At 65.4% G+C, this 22,030-nt stretch carries 17 protein-coding genes and 1 pseudogene; 8 read left to right on the top strand and 10 right to left on the bottom strand.

The window, feature by feature from the left end:
* Positions 1 to 52: 52 nt before the first annotated feature.
* Complete coding sequence (locus FOY51_RS25200) at positions 53 to 472, top strand: hypothetical protein (protein WP_149433023.1); 420 nt, start codon at positions 53 to 55, stop codon at positions 470 to 472.
* Here FOY51_RS25200 and FOY51_RS25195 read toward each other — a convergent pair.
* Positions 465 to 2,411 carry a neutral/alkaline ceramidase gene (locus tag FOY51_RS25195; protein ID WP_149433022.1) on the bottom strand — a complete coding sequence of 649 codons (1,947 nt, stop codon included), beginning with the start codon at positions 2,409 to 2,411 and terminating at the stop codon, positions 465 to 467. The two genes, FOY51_RS25200 and FOY51_RS25195, sit on opposite strands and share 8 nt — an antisense overlap.
* A 28-nt stretch (positions 2,412 to 2,439) precedes the next feature.
* Here FOY51_RS25195 and FOY51_RS25190 point away from each other — a divergent pair, with 28 nt between their 5' ends.
* Entirely contained in the window at positions 2,440 to 2,808 is a 369-nt protein-coding gene (locus FOY51_RS25190) for a VOC family protein (protein ID WP_149433021.1), read from the top strand.
* Positions 2,809 to 2,870: 62 nt separating this feature from the next.
* Here the strand turns inward: FOY51_RS25190 and pgfA are convergent, their stop codons facing one another.
* A complete protein-coding gene (gene pgfA / locus FOY51_RS25185) occupies positions 2,871 to 4,073 on the bottom strand; it encodes a cell envelope lipid trafficking protein PgfA (RefSeq protein WP_149433020.1) in 1,203 nt (400 codons plus the stop codon).
* Between pgfA and FOY51_RS25180 the strand changes: the two are divergent.
* A pseudogene (locus tag FOY51_RS25180) lies at positions 3,994 to 5,328 on the top strand (acyltransferase family protein); the annotation flags it as partial. The gene pgfA and the pseudogene FOY51_RS25180 sit on opposite strands and share 80 nt — an antisense overlap.
* Before the next feature lie 23 nt (positions 5,329 to 5,351).
* Here FOY51_RS25180 and FOY51_RS28050 read toward each other — a convergent pair.
* From FOY51_RS28050 to FOY51_RS25160, 4 genes are all read right to left on the bottom strand, one after another.
* Positions 5,352 to 9,644 (bottom strand): alpha-(1->3)-arabinofuranosyltransferase, encoded by a 4,293-nt coding sequence (locus tag FOY51_RS28050; protein ID WP_149433019.1) that lies wholly within the window; start codon positions 9,642 to 9,644, stop codon positions 5,352 to 5,354.
* Positions 9,641 to 9,817: a DUF2613 domain-containing protein gene (locus FOY51_RS25170; RefSeq protein WP_149433018.1), complete on the bottom strand. Its 177-nt coding sequence runs from the start codon at positions 9,815 to 9,817 to the stop codon at positions 9,641 to 9,643. Before FOY51_RS25170 ends, FOY51_RS28050 begins: the two co-directional genes overlap by 4 nt.
* A 79-nt stretch (positions 9,818 to 9,896) precedes the next feature.
* Positions 9,897 to 10,973: an isochorismate synthase gene (locus FOY51_RS25165; protein WP_149433017.1), complete on the bottom strand. Its 1,077-nt coding sequence runs from the start codon at positions 10,971 to 10,973 to the stop codon at positions 9,897 to 9,899.
* 60 nt (positions 10,974 to 11,033) lie between these two features.
* On the bottom strand, positions 11,034 to 11,522 hold the full coding sequence (locus tag FOY51_RS25160) for a universal stress protein (RefSeq protein ID WP_149433042.1): 489 nt from the start codon (positions 11,520 to 11,522) through the stop codon (positions 11,034 to 11,036).
* A gap of 149 nt (positions 11,523 to 11,671) precedes the next feature.
* Between FOY51_RS25160 and FOY51_RS25155 the strand changes: the two genes are divergently transcribed.
* Both FOY51_RS25155 and FOY51_RS25150 read left to right on the top strand, forming a co-directional pair.
* The gene (locus FOY51_RS25155) at positions 11,672 to 12,859 is read left to right on the top strand and encodes a glycoside hydrolase family 3 N-terminal domain-containing protein (protein WP_149433016.1); all 1,188 of its coding nucleotides are present in this window, start codon (positions 11,672 to 11,674) and stop codon (positions 12,857 to 12,859) included.
* A gap of 68 nt (positions 12,860 to 12,927) precedes the next feature.
* Entirely contained in the window at positions 12,928 to 13,521 is a 594-nt protein-coding gene (locus tag FOY51_RS25150) for a TetR/AcrR family transcriptional regulator (protein ID WP_149433015.1), read from the top strand.
* 45 nt (positions 13,522 to 13,566) lie between these two features.
* Here FOY51_RS25150 and FOY51_RS25145 read toward each other — a convergent pair whose 3' ends face one another.
* Positions 13,567 to 14,451, bottom strand: a complete 885-nt coding sequence (locus tag FOY51_RS25145; protein WP_149433041.1) for a MaoC/PaaZ C-terminal domain-containing protein — start codon at positions 14,449 to 14,451, stop codon at positions 13,567 to 13,569.
* Positions 14,451 to 15,797, bottom strand: coding sequence for a 3-oxoacyl-ACP reductase (locus FOY51_RS25140; protein ID WP_149433014.1), 1,347 nt, complete (start codon positions 15,795 to 15,797; stop codon positions 14,451 to 14,453). Before FOY51_RS25140 ends, FOY51_RS25145 begins: the two co-directional genes overlap by 1 nt.
* A 130-nt stretch (positions 15,798 to 15,927) precedes the next feature.
* On the opposite strand from FOY51_RS25140, the gene FOY51_RS25135 reads away from it, so the two are divergent.
* On the top strand, positions 15,928 to 17,265 hold the full coding sequence (locus FOY51_RS25135; RefSeq protein ID WP_149433013.1) for an acetyl-CoA C-acetyltransferase: 1,338 nt from the start codon (positions 15,928 to 15,930) through the stop codon (positions 17,263 to 17,265).
* Positions 17,266 to 17,564: 299 nt separating this feature from the next.
* Positions 17,565 to 19,535: a VanW family protein gene (locus tag FOY51_RS25130; RefSeq protein ID WP_235916746.1), complete on the top strand. Its 1,971-nt coding sequence runs from the start codon at positions 17,565 to 17,567 to the stop codon at positions 19,533 to 19,535.
* 6 nt (positions 19,536 to 19,541) lie between these two features.
* Here FOY51_RS25130 and FOY51_RS25125 read toward each other — a convergent pair whose 3' ends face one another.
* Positions 19,542 to 20,138, bottom strand: coding sequence for a TetR/AcrR family transcriptional regulator (locus FOY51_RS25125; RefSeq protein ID WP_149433011.1), 597 nt, complete (start codon positions 20,136 to 20,138; stop codon positions 19,542 to 19,544).
* Positions 20,139 to 20,222: 84 nt separating this feature from the next.
* Between FOY51_RS25125 and FOY51_RS25120 the strand changes: the two genes are divergently transcribed.
* Entirely contained in the window at positions 20,223 to 20,639 is a 417-nt protein-coding gene (locus tag FOY51_RS25120) for a DUF4345 domain-containing protein (protein ID WP_149433010.1), read from the top strand.
* Here FOY51_RS25120 and FOY51_RS25115 read toward each other — a convergent pair.
* Positions 20,551 to 21,966 carry an amino acid permease gene (locus FOY51_RS25115; RefSeq protein WP_149433009.1) on the bottom strand — a complete coding sequence of 472 codons (1,416 nt, stop codon included), beginning with the start codon at positions 21,964 to 21,966 and terminating at the stop codon, positions 20,551 to 20,553. The two genes, FOY51_RS25120 and FOY51_RS25115, sit on opposite strands and share 89 nt — an antisense overlap.
* Positions 21,967 to 22,030: the final 64 nt, after the last annotated feature.

The following is a 22,030-nucleotide window of genomic DNA, read 5'->3' as shown; positions in this document are numbered from 1 at the left end:
GACCCTGTCAGTGAAAGCGCCGAAAACGGCGCCGAAACCAAAGGAGAGCGCCATGTCCGTCATCACCGCACCCGCACAGATCCAGTCCCGGACGACGGGACGCAGCGTCCTCGCGATCGCTGCGGGCCTGATCACCAACGTCGTTCTGTCGTCCGCCGTCGACCAGGTCATGCACTCGCTGAACGTCTTTCCGTCGTCGGCCGAATACATGGGCAACGGCCAGTTCGCGCTCGCCGTTGCCTATCGCACCGTCTTCATGGTGCTGGGCGGCTACCTCACCGCACGCCTGGCTCCCCGCAATGCGATGCGCCACGTATGGATCCTGATCGCGATCGGAACAGTGCCTGCCATCGGTGGCGTGATTGCGGCGATCGTCGGCGATCTGGGTCCGGTCTGGTACCCGGTTGCGTTGGTCGTGATCGCGGCTCCCGCAACATGGTTGGGCGGAATCGCGCGCCGTCGGATCAGCTGACGTCGAATTCGGCCGAGGTGCCGCGGAAGCCGTCGACCTGCCCGCTCGATCCGACGGCGTCGCCGTTGTACCCGATGCGATACCGGCCGGCCCGCGTGTGCGGAGGGATGTCCCACGTGATCGTCGCGACAGACGTGGCATCCGCACCGCGGCGCCAGCGGAAGATCGTGGACCAGTCGGCGTCGTCGGCGACGGTTTCCCACTCGTCGGCGGCCTGGCGTTGCACCGTCACATACGTATCCCCGCGGCGCAGATCGTTGTTCGGATAGGCGCCGACGAACTCGACGGTCACTCGGCTACCCGGCGCGTACGACGAGTCCGGCTGCACCTGAACATCGCCGAACCCCCGACCCGTCGGAGTCGCATCCACTCGTGTGCGCAGAACGGATTTCTGCTCGCGGACAACAGGATCCGTCGGTCGTGCGCCTGCTGGGAGAACCGTGCCATCGCGCATCGACACCGCCAGCGACGACGCGATCTGTTGCAGCGCCGGGAGTTCCCAGCGACCGAACAGGGTGCTACCACCCTCGTATTGCTGAGCGTCGTATTCCTCAGGCGTCGTGACATAGTGGATGTAACCGTTGCTGTAGCCGGCGACCAGAACGTGCTCGAGATCCGCGCCGACGATCGCGGCGACGGTTCGGCGTAGCCGAAGACCGGCCACGATCGTCACTTCACCCGGAATGCCGATCAGATACAGCTGGCCGATCCGCAGCAGCTGGACCGGTGCGCGGTCCGCCACCATCGGTCGAACGCGGTTCAGTAATCCGCCCGGAAGCGCGATTCCCTTGGGCGACTGGCTCGCTCGCAACCGTCGCGAGAACCGATAGAACACCTGACGTGACAGTCCGTCCCAGACGGGATTGCGTCCCTCGCGAAAGCCGGGGAAGCCGGGACCGTCCACCTGCGCTCCTGCCAGTGACGAGGCACCTGCTGTCGGGCCGCTGGTTCGCTCGCTGCGGCCGCTGCCGGTGAACGCGGCGGCGACGTCGACGCGCGCGAGATCGACATAGATTGTGCGGGAATCGATTACGCCGTCGATCGGTGTACCGGGATCGGCGGCCAGTGCCGCGGCCGCATCGTATTGCCTGCTGCCGATGATGCGCGTGTTCTCGAACTCGTCGTCGGTGGGGCCGTGCCCAGGCTTCAGTCGAAGGTTCGGTGACATATCGCCCGCGTTAGTCTGCGCGAGGGCGGCGACGATGCTCGGCCCCGTCTCGTCGTCGTATGCGGTGCGGTAGTCGACACCGGAAACGATTCTTTCCCAATGGTATTCGGCGTAACCCTTGTTGTCCGCGCTGATCAGCGTATTGGTGTTCGTCATGCTGGTGTTGTGGGTGGCGAACCAGTTCACCGCGCCCACCAGCGTGCCGTCGCGTTCGATCCGCAACAGCGTGGTCTGCGGATCGATGGCATCGGGAAAATGCGCCTTGTCCGACGGCGGGTTCAGGTCGAAGGCGGATCTGGATCGATTGACGCTCGCATCGTGCAGCTCGCCGGAGTTCAGTCGCAGGGTCGCGGGGGCGATATCGGCGTCGGCATGCTCGACGGCCTCGACAATGCCATCGACGATCGCTTCGAAAGTCTTGCGGCGGAACCCGTTTGTCGTCGAATTGTAGAGGTGATGGTGCGAGTAGCCGCCGGGTCCGCAGTGCGTGTGGGTGGCGGTGAGCATGACGTTGCGTTCGGTGTAGCGATCACCGAAGCGGGTCGCAAGTCGATCCAGCACGGCGCGATGAATGCTGTCGAACAACAGTGGCAAGTCGTTGACCACCAGCAGAATTCGGTCGGTCTCGGTGGCGAATACGAATGCGCGCGAACGTAACCGGGTGTGGATCCCGGTGGTGCGCTGCTCCTTCTTGCCGTACCCGAGCATGCCCGCGTCGGCAGCTTCGCCGGTGATGTCGGCGATTCCCCGCCCGACCAGATACGTCTCCATACCCACCACAATGCCCTAATCTCAGCACATGATTACTGCCGTACACACGTTGGTCTACGCAGACGATGCCGACGCCGCCCGTGCGTTCTTCCGAGACGTCCTCGAATGGCCGGGCGTGGATTCCGGCAACGGCTGGTTGATCTTTCGCACCGGACCGAGCGAGTTGGGTGTCCATCCCACCTCGGGCGACGGATTCGCCGCAGCTCAGCAGCACGAGATCTCGCTGATGTGCGACAACATCGAAACCACGGTCGAGGACCTCACCGCCAAGGGTGCCGAATTCGTCGGCGAGGTCGTCGACCGCGGCTTCGGGCTGGCGATCACGATGAAGGTGCCCGGTGCAGGTGACATGCTGATCTACGAGCCGCGCCACGCCCTCGCGCACACCCTGGAATGAGTCAGGGACCCCCTTCCTCCGCTAGACGTTGGAAGGGGGCCCCTGATTCGAGGGTTCAGCTACTACTTCTCGTCCTCCGGACGAACGCGCGGGAACTCTTCGGTCTTGTCCGTGGTCCAGTCCCGACCCGACGACTTGTTCGTGTCGATGACCTCGGTCTTGTCAGTGGTCCAGTCGCGGTTGCCCGGGGTGTCCGACACACGGGCGGTTCCGGTGGTCGGCTCCGGCGGGAGGCTGCCGTAACCCGACGCTGAGGCGGTCTTACGACGGCCGCCGAGGAAGCCCAACGCAAGCCCGGCCAACAACGACAGGGCGCCGAGGATGCCGAGAATGATCGGAATGATCCGGCCGTACAGCGACAGCTTGTCGATGCCGTCCTTGGCTTCCTTCAGCTGGAAGTTGATCGTGTTCTGGTCGGTGTCGAAGTCGGCCTTCAGAACGGTGACCTCGGGCTTGTCGGCGCTGCGGGCGTAGAACTGGTGCACCTGCTCACGCCCACGAATCACCACGCCGGTCTTCGGCTCGATGTAGTAGTCACGCTCGTTCTGGTACCAGCGGGTCATGGTGACCGGCTCGGCGCCACCGGGGACGCCCCACTTGTCGGCAGGCAGCGACAGCTTGTTGGTCGGCAGGTTCACAACCTTGGACAGATCGACGATCGGCGTCTTCTGGTGGAAGTGGTAGACCTTCTGCCCGTTGATTTCTTGCTCGTCGACGAAGTCCATCGGGAAGCTCTGACGGGCGTTGACGTCGAAGAACGGGTAGGTCTTCTTCTCGGTGTCGAAGGGGAAGCGGTACTGCAGGCCGGTGTGGGAGACCTCTTGGCCCGGCTTGTCCGACTGGAGTTGGATCGAGCCGATCGGGTCGTCGGTGGGCTCGCCGGTCTTGCGGTCGATCGTGACGCGGTCGACGATGGCAGTGAGCAGGCCGGTGTCGCCCTGCTTATCGGTGCGCCGAAGCGTCTGACCCATCTGGATGGTCATCTTCTTCGAGTCCGACGGATCTTCGACGGTCAGGAAGCGCTGGGAGACGATCGGCACGTCCTTGTCGACGACGGCAGCACCGGTCGGCGCGGTCAGCGAGCGCGAGTCCAGCACTTCGGACTTCGGCGACGGCGCAACCGTGGTCACTTCGAGATCCAGCGGGGTCTTCGCAAGCCTGCTCACCGTATACGTCGGGATCAGGATGGCGGCGACAAGGAGTAGCGCGCCGAGTCCTACAAGAATGCAGGCCAGTGTCCTTTTGGACCCTGAACGCTCTGCCATGCTGGTTCTCCTTCTTTTTCCACGGACGATCGGCGTGCTGCCGCACCAGGCGGGCGGTTCCGACGGATCTTCGGTGCTCGATCGCCGAACCTACGTGAGCCAGACAGTAACAGTCCGGCCACGCTCGTCGTGGTCGCGCCCTTCGGAGGCGAGGGCGCGTCATGTCCGATTTGGGACCGTCGGTTTCGGCGATACGCGACTGTCGGTGCACACTGAATCGCAAATGACCGCCACCGACACCGCGCCCAGGGGTTTCGTGCCCGCGCTGGAGGGCATGCGCGGGTTCGCCGCTGTCGGGGTGCTCGTCACGCACGTGGCCTTTCAGACCGCGGCGACCGGTGTCCCTCTCATCGGCCGCATCTGGGGTCGATTCGACATGGCGGTGGCGATCTTCTTCGGCTTGTCCGGGTATCTGCTCTGGCGCGGTCACGCGGCGGCTGCCCGCGGGCTGACCCCGTCACCGTCGTTGCCGCGCTATCTGCTCAACCGCGCTGCCCGCATCCTCCCCGCCTACTGGGTGGTGGTCTGCATCGTTCTGCTGTTCCTCCCGGACGCGAGCGGCGGCTGGCGGGTGTGGCTCGCGAACCTCGGGTTGGTGCAGGTGTTCGTGCCGCTGACGCTCACCGGCGGCATGACGCAGATGTGGAGCCTGTCCGTGGAGGTGGCGTTCTATCTGTTGCTGCCGTTCATCGCACTGGCGCTGCTGGGTCTATGCGGGCGCTCGGCGCGCCTGCGAATCCCGGTGATCGTGTCGGTCTGCGTGCTCAGCCTCGGCTGGGTGTACCTGCCGATCCCGACGCCCGACGCGATTCATTCCGACAACTGGCTGCCCGGGTATCTGCCCTGGTTCGGTGCCGGGATGGTGCTGGCCGAACTGTCGGTGTCGGCGGGCACGGGCATGACCGCTCGCCTCGTCGGTCGTCGGTGGCTGATGCCTTTGGTTGCCGTCGTCGCGTTCGGACTGTCGGCCACCGACCTTGCCGGTCCGGAGGGGCTGGTCCGCGCGCAGCCGTGGCAGTATGCCATCAAGATTGCGCTGGGCGCGATTCTGGCGTTCGCGTTGTTGGCTCCGCTGGTACTCGGGCCTCGTGGACGACACCGCATTCTCGAGCACCCTGCGGTACTGGCGCTCGGTCGCTGGTCCTACGGCATCTTCATCTGGCATCTTGCCGTGCTGTCGATCGTGTTCCCGGTGTTCGGCCTGATTCCGTTCAATGGGCACTTCGTCTTCGTGCTGGTGCTGACGTTCGCGTTGTCGATCCCGGTGGCATCGGCCAGCTACGCGCTGGTGGAGGAGCCGGTCCGTCGTGCGGTGAAGCGCTGGGAGAGTCGGCGCAGAATCGGTGGACCGAACGACGGCGACACCAACGCCGAGAGCCCGACGGCGATCACCGCGATCAGCGCGGGCAGCTGAACCCACATCGAATGCCCGATGTAACCGTCGGGTGAGCGCCACGGTCCTCGCGACAGCACGGCCATCGCGATCACTGCGGAGACTCCGGCCACACCGACCAGCACCCTGGTCGCGGATCGGCCGGTCGCCGCGAACAGCACTGCCGCGCCCGCCAGCACGATCGTCAGCGCCGGACCGGTCGGCCCGGAGATCACGGTCGTCAAGGCGAGCAGCCCGACGAAACCCGCCACGCTGCTGCGCCAGGTGCGCGGTGCGGGGCCGGATTCGGGGTAGTGCAGGACGTCGGCCTTCTTACGTCGGAACAGGGCGAGACCGAAGAGCGAAAGCAACAACACCAGTCCGCCGAAGATCCCGAGCCGATACCAACGGTCCTTCGGGAAGTCGAGGTTGACGGTGCCGCCGGTGCCCGCGGGCACCACCCAGCCCTGCTGCCAGCCGTTGACCACAACGGACTTCAGTTTCTGCCCACCGGGTCCGGTCGCCTGCCACCCGACGTTGTTGCTCTGCGGAACGACGAGCAGTTGATCGGTGGCGGCGTTGTCGACGCTGATCTCACGATGATTCTCGGTCCACGCGGCCGTCGGGCGAGCATGCATGGTGGGTGTGGGGACGGGCGCTCCGGTGGGCAGGTCGAGCCCGTCGACGACGAACGCCGCGCCCGGGCTCACCGCCACCTCCTGCTGCCCAGCAGGCAGTGGAACCGGATTCGGTTCGCACACTTGGGCTTCGACGGGCGCGCCGGACTCGAGCTGATCGGCTGTCGCGGTAACAGAGGTGCGATACAGCGTGCCGCCGATCGACACCACAGGTCCGCGATCGCAGTCGACGGTGACGGTGCGCGTCCCGCTCGATCTGCCGCTGCCGGGGATCGGCTTGCCGTCCTCGCCCAACACCGTCACCTCGGCCAAGCCCGCCGGTTGGAGCTGAGCGAATCCGAGCGCGGTCTGATCGAGCACCGGGCGCCACGAATCGAGGCTCAGCTCGATGCGGTCCGTGACGTGGGGGTGCAGCTCGATCTTGCTGGACTTGGTATCGATCTTTCGCACTTGCGGGCCGTCGCCCAGGTTCACCGTCACGGATGTCGGTGCGGCAGGGAGGTTTCCGATGCTGGGCTGCAGGTCGAGGCCGGACACCAGGGTCGGCTGCGGGAGCGTGATGGTGAGCGTGGGTTTGGCCCCGGCGATCTTGCGCACCGAATCCTCCGGTGCCGTCCACGTGGTCTTGGGGTCACCGTCGGTGGCCGCGTAGGCAGAACCGCGGACGTCGGCGATGTCGGCGGCACCGGTCGCGGTGGCCCGATCGGGCTGGGCAAGCAGGCTTTCCAGCGCCGGGCCCTGTCGTGACCGCAACGTCAGCTCGGGTCGGACGGTCGTCGGTGTCGGCACCGACAGGGTGCGGGTGAACGTCGACATCTCTTCGGGTGCCTGGGCCAGTCCCTTGCTGCACCGGACGCGATCGGGTGCGTCGACGCACCCTGTTCGTCCGGGAAGTTCTTGTCCGAGTTGCCATCCCGCGATGGTTGCGCCCGGTGGTGTCTCGGGGAGCACGGTGTGGTGTCTGATGTCGACGGGGACCGGTGCGTCGATGTTCGAGTAATCGTCCAGCGACAGCTCGCTGATGCCGAACTGGCTGCCCACCGAGCCGTCGTCGGTCTCCGTGGAGATCACCTGCACCCAGGATGTCTTGCCGGGCGGCAACGCGACGGTGAGCGGCTTACCGGGCTTGTCGACGCGTGCCGCCGTCGAGCCGGTTGCGGTGCGGACTTCGATCCACTTCACGGGTGCGCCGATCGCTCCGGCGCTGGTGGTCAGGTGCAGCAGCCCACCCTTGATCGGCTTGTCCAGATCGAGTCGCAACCATTGCCCCACAGCGCTTTCCAGGCCGTTGCTCACCCAGCTGGTCGCGTCGTCGCCGTCGACCGCTGCGGCCGCGCCTGCTCCGGGCGACGACCCGCCGAGCTGCGTCGCGTCCGCTGCGGAGCTCGACACCGTGACCTTCGCTCCGGTCCATTCGCCCTCGACCAGCGGTGCGCCGTCGACCGGATAGTCCGGAACCAGGTTCAGCGTGCGGCGCGGATCGTCGGCGGCACGCAGCGCCGAGCTGTGGTTGTCGACTTGGCCGAAGTCGGTTTCCCGATCGGTGGGCGTGTCGGTGACGGTGACGTCGTCGAGCGGGAGTCCCGCGCGCTGGGCGTCGGCGGCGAGAAGCACTGGGCCGCTGGTCTTGTCACGCTCGTTGCGTCGTTGCAGTGATTCCGGCCCGCCCGCGACCACCGGTACCGATTTCAGATCCACCGTGTACGGACCCCCGACCGGACGGTCAGCGGGGTGATCGACGCGGAAGATCTGCACGGCAGGGTAATTGGGTCGCAGGTCACCGTCGGCGACAAGGCCGTCGACATGCCCCGGCCCGATCTTGGGTCCGAACTCCGCCACCTTCTCGATGCCGGGCGACTCTTCGATCGCCTGGTGCGCCTGCATCGGGCGGGTCGAGCGCGAGGTATCGGGGTCCAGATCGTTACGGAGCACCAAATAGCCGATGCCTTGTCCGAGCAGGGTTTCCGCGAGCCCGGCCGAGGGCTGTCCGTCGGCGATGAGTCGCTGCACGGAGTCCATCGCGCGGATCGCACCCGGCGGATTCAACGGCACGGCGTCGCGCACGGCCCACGGTGTCTTCGCCAATGCCTGCAGGGGCTCGTCGCGGGTCAACCCCCACACCTGGCTGCCGATGGGAGCGCCGGGCACCACAAGAGCTCGCTCGGTCGCCGCGCCCTTGTCGGTGTTGTGGTCGAGCCAGTCGGCGGCCTGGGACCAGTAGTCGGGGACGTGGTCGTAGGCGCCGCGGGGCGCGAGGTTGCCGTTCCATGCCAGCGATGTCGCCAGCGTCAGGGCAACGAGGATCAGGCCGGTCAGTGCCACGATCGGCTTGCGTTCCGGATGGGCGAATGCGCTGCGCCACTGCTTACCTGGGACGGAGGCCGGCATCGGCACTTGCGCGAGCAGGTGTGCGAGGCCGAGCACCAGGGGCAACCGAATCAGCGGCTCCAGCTTGTGCACGTTGCGCAGCGGGGCGCCACCCGAGTCGAGGAAATGACGGACCGAGTCGTAGACGGGGGAGCCGAGTTCGCCGACGTAGCCCGCCGTCAGCCCGGCAAGACCGACACCGAGGATCAGGAACAGCCGACCCTTCGCGGGCATCGAGCGCATTGCGAGTCCGGCGAGTCCGGCAGCGGCGATCAGCCCCGTGGCCACGACGGCCGCGGGCTGGGTCACCAGCACCGCACCGGCGATGCGTTCGGGGGAGACGAACGGCGTCCAGCTGTCGGTGCCGCGTAGCACTTCGGCGAGCGATGCCCACTGCGTCGTCACGCCCGCCGATTCGATGTAGTCCAGGAACGGGGGGCTCACCTTGCCGAGGATCAGCAGCGGCACCAGCCACCACACCGTCGCCAGCGCAACGCACGGCACCCACCAGGCGGTGAACACCCAGAAACGTCGGTTCGGCTTGTGCGACGCCCACCAGAGCACCGCGACCAGACAGGCCGCAGCCGTCGCAACGGCGTTCACCGCACCCATCAGTGCAACAGCGACGGCCGATTGGGCGGCAAGCCGCCCAGGTGAGTGGTTTGTTGGTCCAGACACCCCTTTTCCGCTCACCTGGCCGAAGGCCAGTACGACCGGGAGTAGCACCCACGGCGCCAGCATCATCGGCAGCGTTTCCGACGAGATCGAGCCGACGGTCGTCAGCACTCGCGGACAGAGCGCGAAGGCGATACCTGCGATGATTCGCGAACTTCGGCTGCCGATGCCGATCGCCTCGGCCAGGCGCACGATGCCCCAGAACCCGGCAAGGATCAGCAGCGCCCACCAGATGCGCTGCGTCATCCACGGGGGAATGCCGAGAACGTGGCCGAGCGAGAAGAACGCGCCGTGTGGAAAGAAGTACCCGTAGGCCTGGTTCTGGACCTGGCCCAACGTCGACTGGCTACTCCACAGATGCGACGCGCGGGAAAGAAATCCCAGCGGATTCTGGGTGAGATCGTATTTGGTGTCGGCGACTATCAGTCCGGGGGACTGCGTGAACGCCAGTAGGAATGCGACGACCGCCGCTGCGACGAACCAGCGGCGGTCGAGCTGTTGCGTGGAGGGCTGACTCAGCGGTTGCCGTACTCGACCTGGTTCAGCAAGGACGAATCGGCGTTACCGCTGCGATCGATGTCCGGCCGAGTGTTGTCCTGGACTGCGGCGGTGACACCGACGACCAGACCGAGCCCCAGGAGCCCGCCGATCACGGCACTGGCCACGCCGGGGCCAAGGAACTTCTTCTTCATCTCGGCTCTCCCTGTTTTCGACATACTGCTTGCGGTCAAGGTATCACCCGGGGCGTGACCACCCGCGCAGCAAGGGCGCTCAGATGGTCACGTTCAGCGCGCCGAGCAAGGTGCGCAGCTTGGTGGTGGTCTCGTCCAGTTCGGCATCGGGATCGGATGCGACGACGATGCCGCCGCCCGCATATGCGGTTGCGGTACGACCGTCCGCAGCCACTTCCGCGCATCGAATCGCGACGATCCAGTCGCCGTCGCCACGCTCGTCACACCAGCCGACCGCGCCGCCGTAGAAACCGCGGTCGCCTTCGATGTCCGTGATCGTCTTCATGGCCAGCTCGGTCGGGGTGCCGCACAGTGCGGGCGTGGGGTGCAGCAGCACCGCGACGTCGAGCGCAGTGGTGGCGGGATCGCGCAGCACCGCGCTGATCGATGTCGCCAGATGCCACACCTCGGGAGTGCTGATCAGCGCCGGGCCGTCGGGGACGGTCAGTTCGCTGCACACCGGGGACAGTTGGTCCCGGATCCACTCGATGACATAGGAATGTTCTTCCCGGTTCTTCGCCGAGGCCAGGAGCTGGTCGGCTTCGTCCCGATCGGCCGCCGGATCGGGACGCCGCGGTGCCGTTCCAGCGAGCGGTCGCATCGTCAGCGTCGAACCTCTCTTGCTGACCAGCAGCTCCGGACTCGACCCGACCAGATGCGCGCCATCGTGCTGCTCACCCGCGCCGGTCAGTTCGACGGCATAACCGTTGGACGACGGATGCCTGCGCACCAATTCGGCGACCAGTAGTTCCGGATCGATCGGGGCGTCGGCGGCCAACTGCACCGATCGGGCCGCGACCACCTTGCGCAGCTCACCCTCGCCGAGCAGCTTCACCAGTCGGGTCACCCGTGCGACGTGCTCGGCGGGACTCGGTGTCTGGCCGACCAGCCGGACCTCGGGAAGGTCGCCGACGGGAAGGGCAGCGCTGTCAAAGTCCCAGGACTCGGGTGCGTGCAACGCGGCGGGTCTGCTCGGGTCGAAGGCGATTGCGCCCACCAGCAACGGGATTCGCCCGGAGCGCACCGCCGCGGCGGCGGCGTCGACGTCGGCGAAGCGTTCGCGTACACCCGATGTCCGCAACACCCGATCCGACTGCGCAAGAAGAAAGCCACCCATAGTGCTTCCGACGATAGCCGGGCAGCGCTGTGACCTGGTCCCTCTCGCGAGTGAGATTCGCTACGACGCGTTGCGAGTCGGCGTTCGCACCGGTGGAACGAGCAGGACCGGCCGATGGCAATGCTTGAGCACCTGGTCGGCAACACTGCTGTGCAACAGCGCGCGTACCCCGGTGGCGCCGCGGGTGCCTGCGACGATGATGTCGACATCCAGGTCGTCGGCACAGTCCACGATCGTGTTCCAGATGGTGCTGGTGCATTCCTCGGTACGTGGCTCGGCGTTGAGGCCTGCCTGTTTCGCCAATTCGAGTCCCTCGGCGTTGGTCACCTTGGCATCGCCGAGGGCAACGTCTTCGATGTCGTCGTCGGGCACCCAGTCGGGTTGCATCACACCGGACAGCCCGGACATACGTGCTGCTTGACGCACCATCGGTTCCCAGGCTGTAAGCACGATTGCGCGGTTGGCCGCAAGAAATCTACCTGCGTAGTCGATAGCGCGTTTGGCGTTGTCGGAGCCGTCGTAGGCGATGAGCATGAGATCGCAGGGCATGGGAACCTCCAGGTCCGAAGCCATATCCGCCACCACAAGGCTACCCTTCGAAGCCCACGAAGACCGGTATTCCGCCCGATGCCGGTCCCGAACGGCGCTTCGCTCGAGTACGGTCATAGCGACGCCAACCGATCGACGGGAGTTCGCTCATGCGGAAAACGCGCGGCATGGTGCTGCTGATGTGTGCGGCTGTGGTGGGGGCCTGCTCGACGGACAACGCGCAGTCGTCGCAACCTGTTTCGCCGGCATCGAGTGTCGGTTCCGAGACCGCGACGCCCGCGTCGGCGAGTGCGGCATCGCCCGCGCAGCCTCTGCAGACCAAGCCTGCCGCCGATTGCGGTTCCCAGTTTCTCGCGTCGCTGAACGAGCGCCAGAAGTTGGCGCAGTTGCTCACCGTGGGCGTGACGGGTACTGCGGACGCGACTCAGGTTGTCGCGAACGATCAGGTCGGCGGAATCTTCATCGGTGGGTGGACCGATCAGGGTCTGCTCGGACAGCAACTCGCTCAGGTGAAGGGCGCCTCCAAGGTGCCGCTGATGGTCACCATCGACGAAGAGGGCGGTCGGGTGTCGCGGGTTGCGGATCTGATCGGACCCGAACCCTCCGCGCGTCAGATGGCCGCAACGGTTTCCGTCGACGAGGCCTACCAGCGTTCGCTCGCACGCGGAAAAGCGTTGAAGGGCCTCGGAATCACCGTGAACTTCGCCCCCGATGCCGACGTGAGCGACGAGCCGGACGACGCCGTGATCGGCGACCGGTCCTTCTCGAACGATCCCGCCGTCGTCACCAAGTACGCCGACGCCTACATCCGTGGCATGCACGATGCGGGCATTCAGGCCGTCATCAAGCACTTCCCCGGCCACGGTCACGGATCGGGCGATTCGCACAAGGGCTCGGTGACCACGCCGCCGCTGACGCAGTTGATGGCCGACGACTTGGTGCCGTTCCGGAACCTGGTCAACTCCGGCGCGGGTGTGATGGTTGGGCACCTCGACGTGCCCGGACTGACCACCCCCAACGTTCCCGCCAGCATCAGCCCGCAGGCGATGACGTTGCTGCGCACCGGAATCGGCTACGGCGCGGCACCGTTCAACGGCCCGATCTTCACCGACGACCTGAGCGGCATGGCTGCGATCACCGAACGTCTCGGTGTGCCCCAAGCGGTCGAGGCGGCCATCGAGGCCGGCGCGGACGTGGCGTTGTGGATCACGACGGATGCGGTGCCGCAGGTGCTCGATCAGCTCCAACAGGCCGTTGCCTCAGGACGATTGAGTCAGCAGCGAGTCGACGACGCGGTGCTGCACTCGGCGCGATTCAAGGGCGCAGTCACCTGCTGACACCCCGTTACGGGCTACCTACCTTACCGTAGAGTAAGGTAGAAGTCCTACAGCGGTTGGAGGCGGGTATGGCTGGCGGCACCAAACGGCTCCCGCGCGCTGTCCGCGAACAGCAGATGCTGGACGCGGCAGTGGAAGTGTTTTCCCGCAACGGTTTTCACGACACGTCGATGGACTCCATCGCTGCCGAGGCCGAGATTTCCAAGCCCATGCTCTACCTGTACTACGGCTCGAAAGAAGAGCTGTTCACGGCGTGCATCCAGCGCGAGGGCGTCCGCTTCGTCGAGGCGATGTCACCCGCAGGCGATCCGTCGTTGTCGCCGCGCGAGCAGGTGGGTACTGCGCTGCGCGCGTTCCTCGGCTATGTCGATACCCATCGTCAGTCGTGGGAAGTGCTCTACCGCCAGGCAATTGGGCAGCAGCCGTTCGCGAAGCAGGTCAACTCCAGCCGTGAGCGGCTGATCGAGTTGGTGGCCGCGCTGATCGAGTCGAGTTCGGTAAATCCGGATCCCGCCACCAATTACACGATCACGGCTGTGGCGATCATCGGTGCGGGCGAGGCCGTCGCAGACCGGCTGGCCGGTGGCGAGATCGACGTCGACGAAGCAGCGACACTGCTCGAGAATCTTGCATGGCGGGGCTTGGCAGGCAAGCGCGCCTGACGACCCCTGTGCGCGATCGAGGTGATCGCGCACAGGGAGTGCGTCCTACCTCAGTGTTGCTGTGAGGTGCGGATAGCCCTTCTTCGGATGCTTCAACGAAATGTCCCAGCCGGTGTCCACCGGTTCGGCGTATTCGTTGACCGTCGCAGGCAACAGGATCGGCTTGCCGAACTTCACGTTGTACGTCACCGCGTCGGGAATGCGGCCTTCCACCGCCGCCAACGCGGCTGCGGCACTCCACATGCCGTGCGCGATGGTGGTGGGGAAGCCGAATGCCTTGGCGCCCAACGACGAGACGTGAATCGGGTTGCGATCACCGGAGACAGCGGCGTACTTGCTGATCGTGGATTGATCGGCGCGCAGCGTCCGCATCGGCGGCGGCGGAACCTCTTCCGGCTTGGGTTCCGGCTTCGGTCCGCCCGAGAGCGACGTCTTCTGCTGGTTCAGGAACGACGACGTCTGCCGCCACACCAACTCGCGTCCGACCGACACCTCGGAGATCAGATCGATCAGCAGGCCCTTCGGATGCTCCCTGAGGTTCTCCGCGTGCACCTTGATGTCCAGCGGATCGCTGACCGAGATCGGTCGGAACTGCTGAATTTCGTTGGCGGCGTGCACCGAACCCATGGCAGCGAAGGGGAAGCCCTTCGACACCATCAGCTTCATCACCGTCGGGAACACCAAGGTGAACGGGTAGGTGATCGGCAACGCATCACCGAATCGCAGACCGCACACCCGGGCGTACGCCGCGAGATTGTCGGGATCGACCTTCAGCCCGTCGAGCGCCAGCGTGGTGCTCGGCACCGTCCGACTATTCGACTTCCGGAACGGCAACGCACCCAAAGCCGCGCGGGTGTAGATGTCGCGCGTCTTCGGCTGACCGTCCAGCTTCTGGATCTTGCTGAGCCGCAGCACGTTCGGCGTCGACATCATGCGCCCAACAGGCTCTGCCCGCAGACCCGGACGATGTTGCCGGTGACGGCGTTCGACGCCGGGCTTGCGAAGTAGGCGACCGTCTCGGCGACGTCCACGGTCTCGCCACCCTGCAGAAGCGAGCTCATCCGTCGGCCTGCCTCGCGGGTGGCGAACGGAATGGCAGCCGTCATCGCGGTTTCGATGAAGCCGGGGGCCACGGCGTTGATGGTGATGTTCTTCTTCGCCAGCACCGGTGCGGTGGCCTGCACCAGACCGATGACGCCGGCCTTGGAGGTGCCGTAGTTGGTCTGGCCGCGGTTGCCTGCAATGCCTGCGATCGACGAGACGTCGACGACGCGGCCGCCGTCCTTGAGCGCGCCCTTCGCGACCAGCGCGTCGGTGATGCGCTGCGGTGCAAGCAAGTTCACGCCGATCACGGAGTCCCAGCGGGCGTCGTCCATGTTGGCGAGGGTCTTGTCGCGGGTGATGCCTGCGTTGTGGACGACGATGTCCGCGCCGCCGTGCCGCTCGAGAACGTGCGCCGCGAGGGTCTCGCCCGCATCGGGTGCACTGACGTCGAGCGCCAGCGATGTGCCGCCGACCTTGTTCGCCGTCTCCGACAGTGCTTCACCGGCGGACGGGATGTCCGCGCAGATCACGTGTGCACCGTCGCGGGAGAGCACCTCGGCGATGGTGGCACCGATGCCGCGGGCGGCACCGGTCACGATGGCGACCTTGCCGTCGAGCGGGCGGTCCCAGTTGGCGGGTGCGGTGGAGTCCTCGGAACCGATGCGGATGACCTGGCCGTCGACGAACGCCGACTTGGCCGAGAGCAGGAAGCGCAGAGTGGACGCCAGGCCCGACTGGCCGGCCGACGAGTTCGGTGAGACGTAGACCAACTGGGCGGTTGCGCCGTGCTTGATCTCCTTGCCAACGCTGCGGGTGAAGCCCTCGAGCGAGCGCTGGGCGATCTGACCGTCGACGCTCGACGATTCCTCCGGCGTCGTGCCGATGACCACCACGCGGGCGCTCGGTGCCAGGTTGCGAATCACCGGTTGGAAGAACGTGTACAGCTCGCGCAGACCTTCGACGTCGGCGATGCCGGTCGCGTCGAATACCAACGCGCCGTACTTGCTGTCATTACCTGTCGCGAACTGGTAGTCCGACAGGAGCTCACGGATCGGCTCGACCAGGCGACCACTGCCGCCGAGCAGCACCGGTCCGGCGAGAGCGGGCTCGCCTGCCTTGTATCGACGCAGTTTCTCGGGCTGGGGCAATCCGGCCTGCTTGGCGATGAACGCGCCCGGTCCTGTGGACAGGAACGACGAATAGAGGTCGGGGGCTCCCTTACTGGCTGCCACTTTTTCTACCTTCTCTGTGTCGACTGCATACGGAATGTCCGCACTGATGACGGGTGCGGTGTCGACATATAACTTACTCCGGAGTAAGTTGTATGTCGAGGCAGACCCCCACCAGATCTTGGAGACGGAAGTGACCAGCAAAGCCCGCAGTAGTTCCACCACGGCAGCCGCCCCGAAGAGCGACAACGGCAAGCAACTGCGCCCGGTCGCCATCCTCGGTGGCAATCGTATTCCGTTCGCGCGATCGGACAAGGCTTACGCGCAAGCGTCCAATCAGGACATGTTCACCGCCACACTGGACGGGCTCGTCAGCCGTTTCGGGTTGCAGGGTGAGCAGCTCGGTCTGGTCGTCGGCGGCGCGGTGCTCAAGCACAGCCGCGACTTCAACCTGATGCGCGAGTGCGTCCTCGGTAGCTCGCTGAGCCCGTACACCGCCGCCTACGACCTGCAGCAGGCCTGCGGAACCGGCCTGCAATCGATCGTTGCCGTCGGTGACGCCATCGCGGCCGGTCGTATCGAGGCCGGTGTCGGCGGTGGCGTCGACACCACGTCCGACGCCCCGATCGGCGTCAACGACGACCTTCGCGAATTCCTGCTGTCGCTGAACCGGGCGAAGACCACCGGCGACCGCGTCAAGTTGCTGGGCAACGTCCGTCCGGGCATGGTCGGCCTGGAGATCCCGCGCAACGGCGAGCCGCGCACCGGCAAGTCGATGGGTGACCACGCCGCGATCACCGCCAAGGAATTCGGCATCCGTCGCGAGGACCAGGACGAACTTGCCGCCGCCAGCCACAAGAACATGGCCTCCGCCTACGACCGAGGTTTCTTCGACGATCTCGTCACCCCGTTCCTGGGCCTGACGCGCGACGACAACCTGCGTCCCGGTTCGACAGTCGAGAAGCTTGCGACGCTGAACCCCGTGTTCGGTGTGAAGCTGGGCGACGCCACCATGACGGCGGGTAACTCGACGCCGCTCACCGACGGTGCCTCCGCTGCGCTGCTGTCTTCGGACGAGTGGGCCGCCGAGCGCAAGCTGCCGGTGCTCGCGCATCTGGTCGATTCCGAGACCGCCGCTGTCGACTACGTGCACGGCCCCGACGGCCTGCTGATGGCGCCGACCTACGCGATCCCGCGTCTGCTCGCTCGCAACGGTCTGACGCTGCAGGATTTCGACTACTACGAGATCCACGAGGCCTTCGCATCGGTGGTTCTCGCCACACTCCAGGCGTTCGAGTCGGACGAGTACTGCAAGGAGCGGCTCGGCCTCGACGGCGCGCTGGGATCGATCGACCGGTCCAAGCTCAACGTCAACGGTTCGTCGCTGGCGGCCGGTCACCCGTTCGCCGCAACCGGTGGTCGCATCGTTGCATCGCTGGCGAAGATGCTGGCCGAAAAGGGATCGGGCCGTGGCCTGATCTCCATCTGCGCTGCAGGTGGACAGGGCGTCACGGCGATCATCGAGCGCTGACAGCTCACCGCGAGAAGCTCCGCCCGGAGTCCTGACACCGAGGGGTCGTCAGGCTCCGGGCGCTTTGCGTTTTACAGCTCATAAATCTTTTTCCTGGGATGTGTAACGCTGCGCGATCGATAGCGATATCCCAGGCGGCCCTGCGCTGCTGCCAGACCCCCGACCCGGCAGCCGCGTAGGGCCATTTACTTTGAGCCCGTTTACTGTGAGCGCGAAGTCGCGCATCCCGTTTGCCCGACTAGGCTGAAATGTCGGAACAGGATCCACATCGAAATTCAGATCCGGCGAGAGGGCACTGCGTGAGCGACGGAAACGACCCGCAATCGGGCGCCCGCCATGCTCGGCACGGAACGGATCCCGCCGCGGAGCAGCCCGGATCCGATGCGCCCACGCAAGAATTTCGCGTTGTGGTTCCGCCGCATTCCGCTGATCAGCCTGCACGTCACGCGGCACCGCAGGAGCCGCCGACGCAGGCCATCCCGGTGCAGCAGCCGCTGGCGCAGGCGTGGAGTGCAGCGCCCGAGCCGGAGCAGCTCTCGACCCAGACCCAGCCGCCCGCCGAGGTTCCAACTCCTGACGCGCCGCCTCCCCGGCGAAAGCGCCCGAGATTTGCCGCGTTCGGTTTGATCGCTGCCGCAGTGCTCGCCGTTTTCGCGCTCGCCTATGCAACCGACTGGTTCACCTCGGCGGGCAAGGTCCCCCGTGGCGTCGACGTCGCAGGCGTCGCGCTCGGTGGCAAGAGCATTGCAGACGCCGATGCGGTACTCCGGGACCGCGTCGGTTCGCGCATCGAGCAGCCGCTGCAAGCGAAGGCGGGTTCGGTTCAGGCCGAGCTGCTGCCCAAGGACGCCGGCCTCGGTGTCGACTGGAATGCGACGCTCGACCATGTCGGATCGCAGCCGATCAACCCGATCACCCGCATCACGTCGTTCTTCACCAGTCGTGATGTCGATCTGGTGCCTGCCGTCGACCGGACCGCTCTGACGGCCGCCGTCGAGAAGCTGCGCAGTCAGGTCGATCGGGCGCCGGTCGAGGGCAACGTGGTGTTCGAGGGCGCGAAGGCTGTCGGCGTGAAACCGGTCGACGGTCAGAAGCTCGACGTCGACGGTGCCAAGAGCGCGCTGATAGACGAGTGGGCATCGAACGCTCAGATCGATCTTCCGGTGACCGTCACCGATGTGTCCGTCGATCAAGCGGCTGTCGACAAGGCGGTCGCCGAGGTCGCGGGACCGGCCGTCGCCAACGACCTCGTCTTCACCGGTAAGAACGGCAAGAACGCAACGCTCGCCAAGGACCAAGTCGGTGCGGTGTTGAAATTCGCGCCGGATGGGAAGGGCGGCTTGGCTCCCCAATTCGATCGGGCCGCTGCGACCGGCATTCTTGCGCCGCAACTCGCCGACACCGAGATCGAACCCAAGGACGCCACGATCTCCGTCGCGGGCGGTTCGCCTGCCGTCCTGCCCGCCGTCGTCGGCGATCTGGTGCAGTGGCAGAAGACGCTCGATCCGCTACCTGCACTGCTGGCGGCTCCCGCGCCGCGCACGGTCGCCGCGGTCTACGAGCCGGTGCCGCCGAAGCTCACCACCGAAGGCGCAAACGCTCTTGGCATCAAGGAGGTGATCGGCGAATTCACCACGGGCGGTTTCGAATCCGCCTCCGGCGTGAACATCCGTTTGGTGGCGCAGGATGTCAACGGCGCCATCGTGAAACCGGGAGATACGTTCTCGCTCAACGGCTATACCGGTCCGCGCGGCGAGGCGCAGGGCTACGTGCCGTCGGGCATCATCGATCACGGTCGACCGTCGAAAGCAGTCGGCGGCGGGATCAGCCAGTTCGCGACCACGCTGTACAACGCGAGTTACTTTGCCGGGTTGGAAGACGTCGAACACACCGAGCACAGCTACTACATCAAGCGCTATCCCGAGGCACGTGAAGCGACGGTATTCGAGGGCGCGATCGACCTGCAGTTCCGCAACAACACCAAGACCGGAATTCTCATCCAGTCGTCGGGCACCAGTTCCGATGTGACCGTGCGCATCTGGGGAACCAAGACGGTGGACGTCGAATCGATTACCGGTGATCGCACCAAGGAAACCGAGCCGGAGTCGCAGACGCTACCCAAGGGGGACGATTGCATTCCGTCCACTGGTGCGCCGGGCTTCACTGCGAGCAATACCCGCGTGATCACCGATCATGCTACGGGGCAACAGATCTCGACGCATACCCGAACTGTCAAATACGATCCGGTGCCGATCATCAAGTGTGAATGATCGCCGTCAGCCGGGTGTTCGGTCGAGATCGATGCCAGGTCCGACGGCCGTGACGAGCGTGGCCATGCAGATGTCGATCGCCTCCACGCGTGAGATCTGCCGATACTGCAGCCACTCGATTCCGACCTCGCGCACCAATGCGATCCAGCCGGCGAGCCCCGCCGAAGCAATAGCTCGGGTATGTCCAGTGGCACCGCTCGCGTCGAGCAACCGGTGCCGAATGATGTTGAGGTCAGCCATGACCGGGTCGCGCACGATCGGATCCGACGAGATCTCGCTGCGGTTGGCAATGAAGACCAGCGCGGCGTTCTGTTCGTAGAAGACGTAGTGGGCGGTCAGAGCATCCCGAGCCTGCTCGATCAGCGGTCGAGTGTCGTCGAAGACGGCCGACTCGAGCAAGCCGTCGTGCGCACGTGCCCATATCGCAGAGAAGAAGTCTCGTTTGTTCGGGAAGTAGTGATAGAGCAGCGCCCGCGAGACGCCTGCCTCGCCAGCGATGCCGTCCATCGAGATGTCCTCGTACGCCTGCACGGCGAACACCTTGGCGCCCACGTCCATCAGGTGATCGCGTCGTTGATTCGGAGTCAGTCTGGTACGTGGCACATCTCGACTTTAGGCAGCCATTGACCACGACGCAGCGTAGTCCTAACCTTAGTCTATTCGACAATCGTCTAATAGGAGGCCGTGATGCGAACTGCGTTCCGCTGGTGGCTTGTCGTGTTCGGTCTGGTGTGCACAGCAATCGGTGTGGTGCACCTGTTCTTCGGGGTCTCCACCATCATCGGCGGCGGATCGGTCAACGCGACCGTAGACAGCGACCTCCGCTTCTGCTTCGTCCTGTTCGCCGCCTACGGCCTCGGTTTCGTCTGGGCCGCACAAGATCTCGACCACCGCGCCGGCGTAGTCAACCTGTTGGGTCTGCTGTTCTTTCTCGGCGGGCTCGCCCGCCTGCTTGCCTGGCTGCAGACGGGAACACCGAACTGGTTCTACGTGCTGATGATTCCGGTGGAACTCGTCATCCCTGTCGTGAACTGGTCTCTGCTGCGGTCAGGGCCGGCTTCCGTCCCGCAAGTCGCCGACGCACCTCGTATACGGCAAGGATGACCAGCAACGTCACGCCACTCATCAGGAACTGTGAGCGTGTGCTCTTCAGCAGCGCCATTTCGACGATCACGATCACCATCACGGCAATGGTGGCGTAACTCAGCCAGGGGAAGAGCCACATCTTCAAGCGCAGCGAACCTGGATCGTCGCGCTCGAGCCGTTTCCGCAACACCACCTGGGAGATGGCGATGATCAAATACACGAACAGTGCGACCGCACCGTAGGAGTTGATGAGGAAGTTGAACACCACGTCGCCCCACAGATAGGTGGCGGCCACGGAGACGTAGCCGACGGTGGTGCCGAGCAGAATCGCGCGGCGCGGTACACCGTTGTTGGACAGCTTGGTGAAGACGTGCGGTGCGTCACCGTTTCTGGTGAGCGCGAACAGCATTCGCGACGTGGTGTAGAGCGCCGAGTTCAAGCACGACAGGACCGCGGTGAGGACGATGAAGTTCATGACCGTGCTGACCCCGGGGATGCCCAGCACGTCGAGTACTGCCGCGTACGGACTGACACCGACGCTCTTGGCGTCCCATGCCTGGATCGAGACGACGATGAAGATCGAGCCGACGTAGAAGGCCACGATCCGTGCGACGATCGACCGCATGGCCCGTTGCACCGCGCCCTTGGGGTCTTCGGATTCGGCGGCGGCAATCGTGACGATCTCGGCACCGGTGTAGAAAGCGACGCAGGGCACCACCGCCGCCAGCACCGCACCCCAGCCCAGCGGCGTGAATCCGCCGTGGCTGACCAGATTGCCAAGTCCCGGTGTGGAATCCGGCCACAGCCCGGTGATCCACAGGATGCCCATGCCGAGGAACAGCACGATCGCGATCACCTTGATCGAGCTGAACCAGTATTCGAACTCACCGAAGGATCGAGCCGACACCATGTTGGTGCCCGTCAGAATGATCATCAATGCGAAGCTGAGAATCCACAGTGGGACGGCCGGTATCCACAACTGCAGAATGCGTCCTCCCGCAACGGCTTCCACCGCGACGACGATGACAAAGAAGTACCAGTACATCCAGCCGGTGGCGAATCCTGCTCTGTCGCCGAGCGCTTGGCGTGCGTACTCGTAGAACGAGCCGATCACCGGTCGGGCAACTGCCATTTCGGCAAGCATCCGCATGATGAGGGTGGTGATGATGCCGCCGATCAGAAACGACACCACCGCGGCGGGTCCCGCGTCGCCGATCACCACGCCGCTCCCGACGAAGAGACCTGCGCCGATCACGCCGCCGAGTGCGATCAAGTTCATGTGTCGGCGTTGCAGGCCGGTGCCGAGGCTGGCCTCGTCGGTGTGCGCTGTTGCGGTACTTGGCATCGGACAAGCCAACGCGACTATCTCGCAATGTCAAGGGTTTCGTTCATCGGCGTTGCATGGGTTG

The sequence above is a fragment of the Antrihabitans cavernicola genome, from assembly GCF_008297975.1.
GTDB classification, from domain to species: domain Bacteria; phylum Actinomycetota; class Actinomycetes; order Mycobacteriales; family Mycobacteriaceae; genus Antrihabitans; species Antrihabitans cavernicola.
Note: the sequence above shows the minus strand (reverse complement) of the source record. Positions and strands in the feature narration are given on the sequence as shown.